Source organism: Candidatus Rickettsia mendelii (genome assembly GCF_057543435.1).
In genome coordinates, this window is sequence record NZ_BTGX01000014.1 from 56,532 (window position 1) to 71,872 (window position 15,341).

A 15,341-nucleotide genomic window follows, 5' to 3' on the forward strand; every position below is an offset into this window, starting at 1 on the left:
TATAATAAAAATGTTAATGTCAGAATTAATAATGTATTACAAAGATTTGCAAGATGAGATAGATAAGCTGAAAAAAGGTGTATGTTTAGCTTGTAGGTTAGTTAATTATGATGAAATTGAATTTATAGAACAAGATCAACACTTTATAATTAAAGATTTAGAGCAAATTATTGAAAATGTAAGTAAAGAGCTCAATTTTTTTTTGAAATTTAAAAAAATACAGAAAGATAGAATATTGTTTATCTTAAATACTACTGATTCTGATTTAATTAAAAATTTTGTTAGGAAATTATATTTATTTTCACAACTTTATATTAATGAACAGAAGCCAGCAGTTTATATGAATTGTTATATTGCTAGTATTAAATTTCCAAAAATAAGTAATAATGCTAGGCAAATTGAAAAAATACTAAATATGTTACTTTCACAGAATAATAATAATAATTATTATTGTGAATATAATCATGATGAACATGATTTAGAAAATATAAGAAAATTTAATCTTCAACTTAATTTGCTAAGACGTGCTTTAGCAAAAAAGACTATACGATTTGCTTATCAGCCTATAATAGATCGCAGTACCATGAAAATTCATTATTATGAATGTCTACTTCGTATTCCTGATGAAAGCGGCGTTTATATTTCAGTAGGTCCAATAATTCCTATTGCTGAAAATAAAGGATTGATTTTTATAATTGATCAGATCATTTTAGAAATGACTATTAATGAGCTTGCACAAAACCCTAATTTAACATTAGCTGTTAACATTTCAAATATAGGAACAACTGATGAAGCATTATGGGAAATAGCAGAAAATTTATTAAAAACTCATGATATTCAGGATCGTTTAATTATTGAAATTACAGAAACTTCTTTTAATGAGAATTATGATAAAATAACTTTATTTATTAATAAGCTACGTAAATACAGATGTAAATTTGCATTAGATGATTTTGGTTCAGGTTTTACTTCTTTTAAACAACTTCAAGGCTTACCTATTGATATCATTAAAATTGATGGTAAATATGTACGTAGTATTACAAGTAATGTGCAAAGCAGATATTTTATAGAAAGACTCATTAAAATTTCAGAAGATTTAGGTATTGAAACAGTAGCCGAATTTGTAGAAAATGGAGAAATAGCTAAATTTTTAATTGATCTAAAAGTTGGTGGGCTACAAGGAAATTTCTATTCCGGAGCAACATTTGATCGAATAGAAAAAATTTAGATTATATGTTATACTGTGCATTGATCAATGTTGTTGCATGTCAGAAAACATATTCAATGTCTTTTAATAACTTGACAATGGCTCTAAAAACCTATATGCAGAACTCAAATTTAAATAATTGATAACTAAGATGTTGTTACTTGAATTAAAAAAAGCTAATAAAACTTTAGAAACTATACATTTTATAGGTATCGGTGGTATTGGCATGAGTGGTATTGCCGAAATATTACATAATCTTGGCTATAAAGTACAAGGTTCTGATTTAGTAGAAAATTATAATACTAAAAGGCTAGAATCATACGGTATCAAAATATTTTTGGGGCATGCAGCACAAAACATTACTAATGTTTCATATGTTGTTATTTCATCAGCAATTAGTCCAAATAATCCTGAGATAAAGGAAGCTTTAGAGCGTAAAATACCAATTATTAGACGTGCGGAAATGCTAGCAGAGCTTATGAGATTGAAATGTTCAGTAGCAATTTCTGGGTCACACGGTAAAACTACTACTACTTCTTTAGTTGCTTGTTTATTTGAAGCGGCTGGTTTATGTCCTACAGTTATTAATGGTGGCATTATCAATAACAGATCAGCAAATGCATATCTTGGTTCAAGTGATTATTTAATTGCAGAAGCTGATGAATCTGATGAGACGTTTATCCATATACCTTCTACTATTGCAATAATCACTAATATTGATCCAGAACATTTAGATCATTATAAAGATTTTGAAACATTAATTAATGCATTTAGAACTTTTATTACTAATTTGCCATTTTATGGTTTTGCAGTTTGTTGTATTGATCATAAAATAGTTCGTAAGCTAGTAAATAGTATTACTGAGAGAAAAATTATTACTTATGGAATTGATTCAGATGATGCTCATATTAGGGCATTTAATATTAGTGCTGATATTGCATCTTCTACTTTTGATATAAAAATTAGTTTGCCGAATGTAAATGGTGTAACGATCATCGAAAACATTACTATTCCAACTCCAGGAAGACATAATATTTTAAATAGCTTAGCTGCAATCACTGTTGGTATAGAATTAGATTTCGGTATTAAAGCTATCAAAAACGGTTTTAATAATTTTAAAGGCGTAAAGAGAAGATTTACTAAGGTAGCTGAATATAATCAAGCCTTAATTATTGATGATTATGCTCATCATCCTGAAGAAATCAAAGCCGTGCTTGCTACAGCTAAAGATATAGCAAATAAACAAAATGGTAAAGTAATTGCTATTTTTCAGCCTCATAGATATTCAAGAATACAGAATTTATTTGATGATTTTATGAGTTGTTTTAATGATGCTGATATACTTTATATTACTGATATATATGCTGCAGGAGAAAACCCTATAGATGGTATTACAGGACAAAGTTTAGTTAATAAAATTATTGAAAATAGGCATCATAACCAAGTAAATTTTTTAGCAGAGCTGCATAGTATTATAGAAGTTATAGTAAGCAAAGCATCTCCAGGTGATATGATAATTGTAATGGGGGCTGGCAATATTTCAACCTTTACTAATGAACTATCTAAAAAATTTGGTAATTTACTATGACTTTACCTATAGTAAAAGGCGAGTACAAAAAGGATTATAATTTAAAACATTTAACATGGTTTAAAGTAGGAGGTAATGCCGAAATTTTTTTTAAACCTTTTGATGTAGATGATCTAGTAAATTTCTTGAAACAAAATAAGCAAAGATTATCTATAACAATTCTTGGCGCAGGTTCTAATATTATTATTAGAGATGGTGGTATAGCAGGATGTGTTATAAAGCTTGGTCAAAATTTTAGTAATATTGATTTTAGCAATGGCAATCATTTGGTAGTTGGTAGTAGCTGTCTTAATTATAATTTAGTTAAATTTTGTCAAGTTAATGCTATTAGTGGTTTTGAATTTTTAGTAGGTATTCCAGGAACTATTGGCGGCGGTATTGCTATGAATGCTGGTGCTTATGGTTCTGAATTCAAGGATATTATAGTTAAAGTCGAAGCACTTGATTATTCAGGAAAGCTTTTAACATTCTCGAATGAAGACATCGGTTTTAAATATCGTGGTAATAATTTACCAAAAGATTTAATTATACTTAAAGGCATTTTTAAAGTTAATAAAGATGATAGCGAGAAGGTATTAGCCCGAATGAATCAAATAAATAGCACAAGATCACTTACACAGCCTATTAAAGAACGCACAGGCGGTAGTACTTTTGCAAATCCTGGTAAATTCAAAGCTTGGCAGCTTATTGAAAAAGCAGGACTTAGAGGTTATAGAATAGGTGATGCTGCTATCTCGCAGCTTCATTGTAATTTTATGATAAATCATGGAAAAGCTACTGCCAAGGATCTAGAAAATTTAGGTAATTTTGTTAGGCAAAAAGTACTTGAAGATAGTGGTATTAAATTAGAATGGGAAATAAAAAGAATAGGAAAGCATGCCTAATTATCAAACTTATTGGACACCAACTTCTAAAGTAAAAGCTTTAAATGATAGAGGTCAAAAACATATAGCACTAGTTGCAGGCGGAATGTCTGCTGAACGGGAAGTATCTTTGTTATCAGCTAATGGTGTTAGTAAGGCTTTAATAGAAGCAGGGTATAAAGTGACATTTATTGATATGGGAGCTGATATTGCAATTAAATTACAAGAAATAAAACCCGATATCGTTTTTAACTGCTTGCACGGTACATATGGTGAGGATGGTTGTTTGCCAGGGCTACTTAATATTATGCGAATTCCATACACTCACAGCGGAGTTTTAGCATCTAGCTTAGCATTAGATAAAATACAGTCTAGAAATTTGTTTTTAATAAATAATATTAATATGGCAGAAAGCATTGTTATAAATAGGAGTGATCATATTATAGTTGATCCTATGAAGCGGCCATATGTAATTAAGCCTCTTGCTCAAGGGTCAAGTATTGGAGTTGAAGTGATATTTAAAGAAGATGACTTTAACTTTGCTGATTATAATTTTCCTTATGGCGATCAGATAATAATAGAACGGTATATCATAGGGCGTGAATTACAAGTCGCAGTGTTAAATGGTAAGGCTCTTGGCGCACTCGAAATTAAGTTACTAAAAAATCGTTTTTATGATTATGAAGCTAAATATAATGAAGGATTTGCTAAGCATTTATGCCCTGCTCCATTGCTTTCTGATTTATATGATAAATTACTTATAGAGTCAGAGAAGATTTATAAAGCTATGAACTGCAAAGGTCCTGTTAGAGTAGAATTTATTTTAGAAACAGTAACAAATAGATTATTTGCATTAGAAATAAATACTCACCCAGGTATGACACCTTTATCGATAGTACCAGAAATCGCAGCTTATGCCGGGATAGATTTTACTAGCTTAATTGAAGAAATTTTAAAGACTTCAAGCTTTGACTCATGAGGAAAAAAATAAGCTCAAATAAAAAAAATAAGGTAAAAAAAACTAATAATATATCATTACGTAGAAAACTTACATTAATTTATACAAATACAGTATTACTATTTAAAATTGCTTTAGTTATTTTTTTATGTTTGTTTATCTTTACAAAATATTTTGCTTCGTTAAAAACTTACTTAACATATAATATATATCAAGCAACAACTAAACTTGGCTTTAGTCTTAGCAATGTTGTAATTGTTGGGCAACAAAATGTCGATGAAGCTAGTATATTAAAGGTTTTAAATGCAAATAAAGGTAGCCCTATTTTTGCTCTTAAATTAGATGAGATTAGGAATAATTTAAAAAAAAATAAGTGGATTAAGGAAGTATATATCGGTCGAAAATTGCCAAATACAATATATATAAAATTATTTGAGAGAGAACCTACTGCTATTTGGCAGATTAATAATAAACTTTTTTTAATTGATGAAGAAGGTTATAAAATTAGTAAGAATATTCAGGCTTTTCCTCATTTATTACATGTAGTAGGAGAAGGAGCAAATATCTATGCTAGTAAATTAGTAAATGAATTACAAAAATATCCGGCATTGATGAATAAAACTCTAGCTGCTGTACGGTGTGGAGATAGAAGATGGGATTTAAATCTTAAAGGTGGTATAAACATTAAGTTACCTGAAAAGAATTCTGAAAAGGCATTTAAATATATAGATGCTTTGAATAAAGCTAACAAATTATTTAACCAAAATTATAAGGTTTTAGATTTGAGAGATAGAAGTAAATATTATATTAAAAAATATTAGACTTCTTTAGAAACTCTCTTTCTAGAGGCAATTTGTATATTGATCTGGTGCTTGAATCATCACGTACTTGTGTAAGTCTGTGGATCAAGTTTTTGTGTTTCTTCCAAATTCCTCTTTATGCATGAGTTTAGAAAGCAATCTAATAATAATTAGAACTAAAAAATGAACGAGAAAATATCAAATTTTGTTGCACTTGATTTTGGCAGTAGTAAGATTGCTGTAATTGCTGCCTATATTAGTAAAAAGGGTGAAATTAAAGTAGCAGGCCAAAATTTACATCATTCTAAAGGTATTAAATCAGGTGTTATATTAGATCTAAAAAATGCTGAAAGCAGTATTGTATCAGCAATTTATGCACTTGAAAAAGATTGCGGTAAAAATATAAAAAAAGTTATATTATCGTTATCAGGTGCTGGTACTAAATCTTATTACATAAATTATACTATTAAAGTTAGCGGACAAACAGTAACGGAGCAAGACATTAAAAAGTTGCTACAAAAAGCATTACTAGAGTTTAAAGTTAAAAGTCAAGAAATTATTCATTATTTTCCTCTTGAATTTACTCTTGATAATCATTCAGTCGAAAATCCTATAGGTATGTATGGTAGAGAGCTTAGTTGTGAATTACATGTTATTGCAGCTAGTTCAAATATGTTATCAAATATTGTACAATGCTTTGCCAAATGTCATGTTGAAGTTACAAATATTACGCTAGCAATTTATGCCTCTGCTATAGCTTGTCTTACAAATGATGAAAAGAATCTAGGATCACTTATTATAGATATAGGTGATAAAACTACTTCTCTTGGTATATTTTTTGCTGGTAAATTAATATATACAGGATACCTAACTATAGGTAGTTTTCATATTAGCGCTGATATTGCTAAAGTTTTTGGTATCGATCTTGCTACAGCTGAAAAATTAAAGATTTTATATGGTAATGCAATTTTATCTTCATTTGATAAAGACAGTATTATAAATATTGATGATTTTCAAGTTGATACTCATTATAATTTAAATATATCGGTAACAATTTATAAGCTAGCTGAAGTAATAAGAGCACGAGCTGAAGAAATATTATTAATGGTAAAATCTGAATATGATAAAGCAACAAAGGGGCAATTCGAAGTTTTTAGAGTTATAATTACTGGCGGTGGGTCGATGCTGAGAGGAGTTAAAGAACTTTCGAGTAGAATTTTTGAAAAGCAGAGTAGAATTGGTAAACCTGAGATTATTGATGGTTTTACAGAGGATTATAATCCATCTATGTATTCAGCAACTATAGGGATGCTAAAAATTCATGCACTAAAACAGCAAAAAGAATTTGCTCATATTAAATTAGATGAAAATAGTAGTTTGGTTAAAAAGGTTTTTGACTGGCTGAAAGAAAATATTTGAAGATCAATAATTGATTTAGCAGTCTATTATAAGTAAATAATCGGTATTATTCTACGTCTTAATATAACCTTGTTAGTGTGCTGCTATTCTATGTTATTAATACTTTTGCTGAAATTAAGAACCATGTGAGCAATGTCAATATTATTCATCAAGTGGAATAAAATCAGGGAGTAGCTTCTGCTCCTATTACAGCTATAGTATCATATTCCAAGTTACTCACTTCAATAGATTCACTTAATTCAGACTGAATAATATTTGAAGTAATATTAAATTTTTAGCCATGTAATAACCTATTGAACTAGTTCAACATTATACTTTTGTGCTATTATCTTATAGCAATACTTGTGATTTTCAGATTTAATATTAATATTTTCATGTAACTTTGGTAAAAGTTCTAAATTATCTTCTTTTAATGTAAGGAAAATTTTTGTAATTGGGATTTATATTGATTCATTTATCAACGTACTTCTATTTTCCCCTAATTACATAGTTTAAAGCTACCACCAAATTACCATGAAATTTACTATATACTAATTAATAATTCTGAATTTCTTCTTTTCAAAGCTAATTTTAGTTTTTTATAAGTTATTTCTCTTTATTATTAGTATTATTTAAAATATTGATAATATATAATTTAATTACTTTTATTGCTATCAAATCATTAATTTTTATCTGATGCAATAAGAATGGTACATTTTCTACTGTAAAACCAATTAAACTTTTTGAGTGTTTCTATTACACATATGATCATATAGTATTTTTAGCTGGAACGTAAGTATATAGCCTTCAACATTCTGGAATGTAGACATATTACTTGTAGTATTTTTTACTATTTTTGAAAGAATATTATATACAAGTTTTTCAGAAAGATTAGGCGTATTATTTTTTTGAAATAAGTTTAATTATAAAGGTAAATTTTCATAGAAATGTTCATTTTTATAAGTATATGTCAATATTTGAGGATGATAAAAAGATACAAGACATTCTTTTATGTCATCTTCTTTATAAAGAAGAGCTAAAGTTTCTTGATTTGACAAGTTTTATATGTTCCATTCTTGAAGAATTATTTTTTTATATTTCGTTATATTAAATCAATTCCTAGAATTTTAAGGATAGTGACAAGTAAAATATTGAAATAAGAAAAAAATGCAAATTAAGATATTTTTAATTATTTATTTTCCCTACTTAAACTTCATTAAGTATATAATCTATAGTACACAAAAATTTTACTTTTGCAACAAAATAGGTTATTTAAAAATACTAATGTATTTTAGTAAAATATGGTACTGCAAATAACATTATTGAGACTCCTTTATGTAGTTCTAGCTAAAAGTAGGAATCCAATAAAGGCTATGAAAAGCAAATTTTGTATTATAACCTATTTTTTCTAGATTCAAGCTTTTAGCTAAAATGGAATAAAAGCTATGCAATAAAATTATTAGTTTGATAAAAGTATTTAAAATTATAATTTATATTAGTAGTTTTATGTTTAGAATATGTTAATATATTTCCTTAAACTTTAAAGCTTCATCTCTGACTTGCTTCTTCATTTTGTATTAATTCATAATAATAATGAACTATTTTATATAACATTTGAGGAAATTATGACACTATAAACTTCAGCATCTGTATTTATCACACCTGAATAATTTTCAGTTTTATTAGTTTTTAGTGTAAAACATATTTTTAGAGGTAAGTGTGATATATTATAGGAGGGAGACGCCAGAAATCATTATTTGGCTTTGTAAGTTAATATGGTAGTTATACACTACAAAAGCATTTTATAATACTTTTCAAAATCACAAAGATAAGAATCCAATAACTAAACTAAGCAGATTATGCCTATTATTAACCATATTTTGATAAGATAATTATTTATCCTGAACATAAGTTTTTAAAAATAATATTACGTCAGCTATGTCTTGTGATTGTGATAAACCAGCAAAAGACATTTTAGTACCTGGAACGTAGTTACTTGGTTTATGTAAAAAAGCAAATAAGCTTTCATCATCCCACACTCCACCAAGACTTAACAGAGCAGGGGAATATTTGTAATCTGCTATACTCGCTTTAGGACGATTTGCCACGTCCCAAAGGTGTGGCCCTATTTTGTTTAGGCTATCTTTGCCAAGTGAATGACACATTAAACATTTTTTGGCTATCTGTTGCCCATTATCAGCGTTAGCACTTTTCATTAATTCTCGTATATTTACTGATGCTTGGGATGTTTCTATATTATTTTGAGCTGCTTCTTGAATTGTAATGCTATAACCTCGATTCAGAGTTTGTAAATTAGGTTTGTATAGTATATTGGCAATGAATCTAACCATCACCGCAATGAAAGCAGCAAGTAAAATAGCTGCAACAATTTTATTTAATTTTTTTTCGAACATTTATTTTTATTTCCTTTTAATTAGACTTATATTACAATTCAAATTGTAATATAAGTCTAATTAAATAAATGAACAAAAAAAATTATAAAAATCTTATTCCTTGAAAAGAAAAATAAATGTCTGATTCAAAAAAATTAAGTATTGGAGAAATCTTTGCTAAGTTAAAAACTCACTGGACTAACTTTAGAGAGAGCAAAATCGGTAAAATATTATTTAGTAACAGCTTAAGCTATGCAGTTTCTTTAGCTTCTATAGTAATTGCAGTTTCTGGGCTTTTTACTCCTATATCGCCTGTAATTATAAGTGTAGCCATTATTTCTGCACTCAATTTAGGAATTAAAGCTATAAACGAAACTTTGAAAGTACGTAATTTGCGTAAACTTCATAAAGAGAATAATTTATTAGTACATAATAGGAATGCTAAGAGTCAACAAGATTATATATTATTGTTAGAACCAAATTTAAGTAATTTTTTAAAAAATGAATTATATACAGCACCGACAGAAAGTAAAGATTATACTAAAGATAAGTATCAGTTAAATATAAATAAATTGAAAAGTACTGGACAAATATTAGGCAATAACTTAGGTAGTGCAACGAATATGGTTGCTTCTATTATTAAAGGTGCTAGTGGTAATGTGATTGAGATTTTGAAAGCTACAGGTTACGGTGTATTAACTGCAACCTCGTTAATTGTCGATGGCCTTACTGAAAAAGAAAAAATAGGAATTAAAACACTATTTAAATTAAATATAAATGAAGAATATAAGAAAAAAGATACTCCAAGATATAAAAATTTAGAACAGTTAGAGGATTATACTAAGAAGCAGATTATACAAACACAGGTTTTAAAAAAATTAATAACAGATAAGAATTATTGGACTATGAAAGGTGAAGACAAACTACAAAAATTTAAAGAGATAAAGAATAATTTTAATATAGAAGTAAAGAAAAACGGATTTGAGACTTTCCTTAAGGAAAATAAAATAATGTTAGATGATAAAATACTGGGTAGTAAAAAAGAAAGCTATGTTGATGATGTTAAAAGAATAATGAACCCGTTTTATGAGCATCCAAGTCCAAGTCAAACTACGGAATATAGCCTGCTTGCACGTGCTATGATGAGTAAAAAACGGCAATCTTTGAGAAGGTAAAATATAGTTATATTTTATTATAGCTCATTAGCAGTAACAAATTTATAAGATGTAGCATCACTAAATATTTTATGTAGTAATTCATTATTAAGAGTATGACTGGTTTTGTAACCGTTAATTGTACTCACAATATTAGTACCAATATTATATAAATCACCTAATAAATCTAATAACTTATGGCGAACAAACTCATCTTTATAACGCAAGCCATTAGGATTTAAGACTTTATCTTGATCATCTATTCCTATAGCATTCTCAAATGAAGCACCTTGTGCAAGCCCTTTGCTTTTTAAATAATTAACATCTTTTATAAAACCAAAAGTCCGAGCATCAGCAATATTTTTAGTAAAAAATTCTTGGCTTGGAAAATTTGAAAAGATTAGATTTTGTTTACCTATAGCTTTACTACTAAAATCAATAGTTAAATCTACTGTCATGTAATCAGAAGGTACACAAAATAATTCGCAATCTTTATGTGATACTTTTATTTCTTTTAAAATTTTTAGATATTTTTTAGGAGCATTCTGTAGCTTTCTACCCGCGCATTCAATCATAAATACAAAAGGTTTGCTACTACCATCCATTATTGGAACTTCAGGACCATCAATTTTAATAATTGCATTATCAATTCCACACCCCCAAAGTGCTGCCATTAAATGTTCAATTGTTGAAACTTGCACTTTATAACTATTACTTATAGTAGTACATAATACAGTATCGGAAACATTTAAATAACTAGCTTCAATATAATTCATTTCAGATGATATATCAGTTCTTATGAATATAATTCCAGTATTTGCTTTTGCAGGCTCTAATGTTAACTGCATACGCTTTCCTGAGTGAACACCTATTCCGTAACAACTCACTGGTTTTAATAATGTGCTTTGCTGCATTTTGGACATTAAATAAAAAATTTATCCAAATTCTATTATTTAGTATTGGTTTATACAAGTTATATTATATTACAAAATATTACATATATTTGTTTAATTTAAAAAATTAGTGATGCTCCTTCTCGCTTTTGATTATCATGTTTATACCTATGTTGTGGTCAAAAATTCAGAGAGCTTGCTTTTTTTTAAATTAAGCTTTCTCTATATTATTCATTTATCAGAAATATATGTGGAGTGATAGTTAGAATCTATACAATTTATACTTAATGAAATACCAAAAATGATAAACTACAAAATTACCAACTACAGCAAAAACAGAAAATAAGAAATCACTGCCGTCAATAGTGCCATAAGGCACATGAGATGATAAAGCGCCAGCATATATACCGATGCTACACATTGAAAAATATGAAAATAAAGCAGTTCGTAATTCATAGCCCCTAAATTTATCAATCAGTATTAAAATATTGCAAATAAAAATTGAACCTAAACAACTACCAATTAGTGTAATATATAATATATTAAGGTTTTTATTAGTGCCATATTGTGGCAGTAAAATAAAACATATGAGTAAAGTTATAGTTAATAATAAATTGGCTAAATATTTGTTTACGTTATTTAATATGTAGGACATAGGAATTATAGAGAAACATATTGCTAGGAAAATATATTTAAGTATTAATCCTAAGTTAATTAATGCTAATTCTTTCTTTAATGCAAAAGCTTCATAGTACCATAATATATCTAGAGTAACATAAGAAACTACAAATCCTGTCAATAATTGTAATTCGGCATTTTTTATTAAAGATGAAAATTTTGAATTTAAGTTTAATTTATAGGATGAAAATTTTGAATTTAAGTTTAATTTATAGAGAGTAGAATTATAATGTAGAAATTCAGTTAGTATGTTAATACAGTATAACAAAGCACAAATAATTACAGTATTATTTGTCTGTTGTATGAATGGACCTAGTAAATCTACTGTTAAATTTCCACCTGCCCATAGTAATATTACACAAGCTAAGACAAAATGTTTTTTTTCTTTAGCACTTTCAATAATGTATAGTGTTGTAGATGTGAAATATGCAAATATTCCAAAATTAATTAAAATAAAATTAATTTTAATCAAGATGTCATTACTTAATATAATTAAGTTTATTGTACAAATAATTAATAATGCTAAGCTAATTAGAATAATTTTTTTATTACTTAATTTATTAATTAATTGTGTTAAAGCAAAGCTTGCAATTATTGGTCCTATCAACTTAGTTTGATTTATATGATTAATTTGCTCCCCGCTTAAACCTTTATTTTTTAATAAAAAAATTTTAAAGTTATAAAAATTTATAGAGTTAATACAGGAAAAAATAAATATTCCTAAAAGTGAGAAAAAAATAGTTTTATAATCGTTTTTTAAAGTCATAAATAAGTGTTTGCTAAACATAAATACATGGTATATAACTCATAATTAAATGATTAAGATTAAAAATATCTTAGTATAAATATTTATTTTTAATAATTAAAGAAATTTGTAATTCCATTATTTTAAAGTATATATGGATAATTATTAGGAAAGACTTTACTTTAATAAGTATCATAAAGTGTTTACATAACTGCAAGTTAAATTTAAATTATCAGCTTTTAATTAAGTATGATAGCCTTATTTATAATTTGTATATTATAATTTAATTTTTTCTAAAATTAAATTAATTAAATATGATGTGAAAATATTTTAATGTAAGAAAAATAATAATATATTTTTTAGTATTTTAAAAGAAATACTATTTGAAATTTACTTAACAGGATTTAAACTTTTAAAATAAGTACAAAACTGTCACGAGCTTCATTTTTGCTTTTTAATTATGGGTAAGATAAATTAATACAAGGCAAGTAATGGTTTTTCTTATAAAATACAAGCATTATATTGATTATTTATTCTTCGAATTAGTGAGCGAGATAAATGAGTAAAAAGATTATAATTGATGCTAATTTCCCAAGTGAAACAAGGGTGGTTTTATTAGGACAAAGCAGCAATATAGAGGATATTGAGTTTCAAACAACCACAAAACAACAGAATAAAGGTAATATTTATCTAGCAAAAGTAACAAGGATAGAACCATCTTTGCAAGCTGTTTTTATAGAGTATGGAATGGATAAAAGTGGATTTTTACCATTTAGTGAAATTCATACTAACTATTATAATTTACCTGCATCTGAAAAAAATTTTCCAATTAATGCATTTCCTGAAATCACTCTTTCAAATATTACAGTTGAGGATAATGAGGAGATGCCAGCTGTTGCCTATGATTCTTTAGTTGATAGTGAGGAGATTGACCTAAAAACCATAGAAGATTTGGTAGAGAGTAAATTTCAATCAGAACTTAATTTAGAAGCAGCTGATGATATTGAAATTATTCAAAATAGCAAAGACGAAAATGTTCTGCAATATAAACAGTATAAAGTGCAAGAAGTAATAAGAAAAAACCAAATATTATTGGTACAAGTTACTAAGGAAGAACGAGGAAATAAATGTGCTACTTTTACTACTTATGTATCTCTAGCTGGTAAATATTGTGTTTTAATGCCTAACAAAGGTTTGCAAAATGGTATATCGCGTAAAATATCAAATGGAGAAGAAAGAAAAAGACTTAAGAATATTTTAAATAAAATAGTAAATGGTGATAAAAGTACTTACAGTGTAATTGTTAGAACTGCAGGTAGAGGAAGCCGTACCTTAGATTTGAAGAAAGATTATAATTATTTAGCAAGATTATGGAATAAAATTCGTAAAAATACTATTAAGTTTCCGGCTCCATGTTTTATCCATGAAGAAGATGGTATAATACGTAAAACTATACGTGATATGTGTGATCATAATGTTAAAGAAATAGTGATTCAAGGGCATGAAGCCTATGAAGATGCTTCAAAATTTATGCAAGATTTATTACCTTCAGATCTTTCAAAACTTAAAGAACATAAAAATAAAACGCCTATATTTACTAAGTTTCAAGTTGAAGAGCAATTAGTTAAATTATATCAGCCTATCGTAACATTACCTTCAGGAGGATATATTGTTATTAATCCTACTGAGGCTCTTATTTCAATTGATGTAAATTCCGGTAAATCAACTTCTGAAAAAAATATTGAAGAAACAGCGTTAAAAACTAACTTGGAAGCAGCAAAAGAGGTAGCAAGACAAGTGAAACTCAGAGATCTATCTGGTTTGATAGTTGTTGATTTTATAGACATGAATGAAGTAAAGAATCGTAAAATTATTGAACGATCTTTTAAAGAGTTTTTAAGTCGTGACCGCGCTCGTATACAAACTGGTAACATTAGTCAGTTTGGGTTACTTGAATTTTCAAGGCAGAGATTACGCTCATCTTTCTTGGAAACTAATTCAACAATTTGTTCTCATTGTAGCGGTAAAGGTGTCATCAGAGCCAATGAATCTAATGCTATGTTAATTTTGCGTACTATTGAGAATGAAATTTTTGAAGAAAATATTGATATAATAAATGTTTTTACTAATATTTCTTCGGTAATTTATCTTCTTAATAATAAACGTTCAGAGATAAAATTTATTGAAGAAAAATATAATATAAAACTTAATTTTTATTCTGATCCTAATGCTACATCGGATAGTTATTCAATTGAGAAAGTAAAGTTATTGAAGAAAAATAACCATGATATTAATTATGTTAAACCAGTGATTCAAAATCATAGTACTGATTATACTGAAGAAGAACCAAAAAAAGAACAGTTACGCAAGAACAAACATAAGTGGAAAACGGTTAATAGCAATAATAATGTTAAACTTGAAGAAAATAATAAAAACCTAGAGATAAAGGTGCCAGTAGAGCACGATACGCCAAATATATATGTTACACATGAAGAATCACAGATTGTAAAAAGTAATGCGGTAACAGAAGAAGTATCAGCAAAAAAGACATCAAAGCGTAGATATCGTAATAGAAAGTTAAATTGTAAGCGTTCTTCTAATAATATTGTAGAAATAGAAAAGAGTGTTGAGTCTTAAAAAGGTTACTGTAATGTTGCTATGCTT

At 27.4% G+C, this 15,341-nt stretch carries 11 protein-coding genes; 8 read left to right on the forward strand and 3 right to left on the reverse strand.

The window, feature by feature from the left end:
- The first annotated feature begins 1 nt into the window (after nucleotide 1).
- The 6 genes from AC27F4_RS02600 (at nucleotide 2) to ftsA (ending at nucleotide 6,835) form a co-directional block, all read left to right on the forward strand.
- The gene (locus AC27F4_RS02600) at nucleotides 2-1,228 is read left to right on the forward strand and encodes an EAL domain-containing protein (protein ID WP_487061863.1); all 1,227 of its coding nucleotides are present in this window, start codon (nucleotides 2-4) and stop codon (nucleotides 1,226-1,228) included.
- A gap of 130 nt (nucleotides 1,229-1,358) precedes the next feature.
- Nucleotides 1,359-2,795 (forward strand): UDP-N-acetylmuramate--L-alanine ligase, encoded by a 1,437-nt coding sequence (gene murC / locus AC27F4_RS02605; protein WP_487061808.1) that lies wholly within the window; start codon nucleotides 1,359-1,361, stop codon nucleotides 2,793-2,795.
- Nucleotides 2,792-3,679 (forward strand): UDP-N-acetylmuramate dehydrogenase, encoded by an 888-nt coding sequence (gene murB, locus AC27F4_RS02610; RefSeq protein WP_487061810.1) that lies wholly within the window; start codon nucleotides 2,792-2,794, stop codon nucleotides 3,677-3,679. The genes murC and murB overlap by 4 nt, the downstream gene beginning before the upstream one ends.
- The gene (locus AC27F4_RS02615; protein WP_487061812.1) at nucleotides 3,672-4,637 is read left to right on the forward strand and encodes a D-alanine--D-alanine ligase; all 966 of its coding nucleotides are present in this window, start codon (nucleotides 3,672-3,674) and stop codon (nucleotides 4,635-4,637) included. Before murB ends, AC27F4_RS02615 begins: the two co-directional genes overlap by 8 nt.
- Entirely contained in the window at nucleotides 4,634-5,437 is an 804-nt protein-coding gene (locus AC27F4_RS02620) for a cell division protein FtsQ/DivIB (protein ID WP_487061814.1), read from the forward strand. The genes AC27F4_RS02615 and AC27F4_RS02620 overlap by 4 nt, the downstream gene beginning before the upstream one ends.
- A gap of 162 nt (nucleotides 5,438-5,599) precedes the next feature.
- Nucleotides 5,600-6,835 (forward strand): cell division protein FtsA, encoded by a 1,236-nt coding sequence (gene ftsA, locus AC27F4_RS02625; protein ID WP_487061816.1) that lies wholly within the window; start codon nucleotides 5,600-5,602, stop codon nucleotides 6,833-6,835.
- A 1,871-nt stretch (nucleotides 6,836-8,706) separates the two neighbouring features.
- Here ftsA and AC27F4_RS02630 read toward each other — a convergent pair.
- Nucleotides 8,707-9,228 (reverse strand): c-type cytochrome, encoded by a 522-nt coding sequence (locus tag AC27F4_RS02630; protein ID WP_487061818.1) that lies wholly within the window; start codon nucleotides 9,226-9,228, stop codon nucleotides 8,707-8,709.
- Between the two features lie 116 nt (nucleotides 9,229-9,344).
- Between AC27F4_RS02630 and AC27F4_RS02635 the strand changes: the two genes are divergently transcribed.
- Nucleotides 9,345-10,382 carry a hypothetical protein gene (locus AC27F4_RS02635; protein ID WP_487061820.1) on the forward strand — a complete coding sequence of 346 codons (1,038 nt, stop codon included), beginning with the start codon at nucleotides 9,345-9,347 and terminating at the stop codon, nucleotides 10,380-10,382.
- Nucleotides 10,383-10,399: 17 nt separating this feature from the next.
- Here the strand turns inward: AC27F4_RS02635 and lpxC are convergent, their stop codons facing one another.
- Together lpxC and AC27F4_RS02645 are read right to left on the reverse strand one after the other, a co-directional pair.
- Nucleotides 10,400-11,275: a UDP-3-O-acyl-N-acetylglucosamine deacetylase gene (gene lpxC, locus AC27F4_RS02640; RefSeq protein ID WP_487061822.1), complete on the reverse strand. Its 876-nt coding sequence runs from the start codon at nucleotides 11,273-11,275 to the stop codon at nucleotides 10,400-10,402.
- A 241-nt stretch (nucleotides 11,276-11,516) separates the two neighbouring features.
- Nucleotides 11,517-12,698, reverse strand: coding sequence for an MFS transporter (locus AC27F4_RS02645; RefSeq protein WP_487061824.1), 1,182 nt, complete (start codon nucleotides 12,696-12,698; stop codon nucleotides 11,517-11,519).
- A 537-nt stretch (nucleotides 12,699-13,235) separates the two neighbouring features.
- Between AC27F4_RS02645 and AC27F4_RS02650 the strand changes: the two genes are divergently transcribed.
- Nucleotides 13,236-15,314: an Rne/Rng family ribonuclease gene (locus AC27F4_RS02650; RefSeq protein WP_487061826.1), complete on the forward strand. Its 2,079-nt coding sequence runs from the start codon at nucleotides 13,236-13,238 to the stop codon at nucleotides 15,312-15,314.
- The last annotated feature ends 27 nt before the right edge of the window (nucleotides 15,315-15,341 follow it).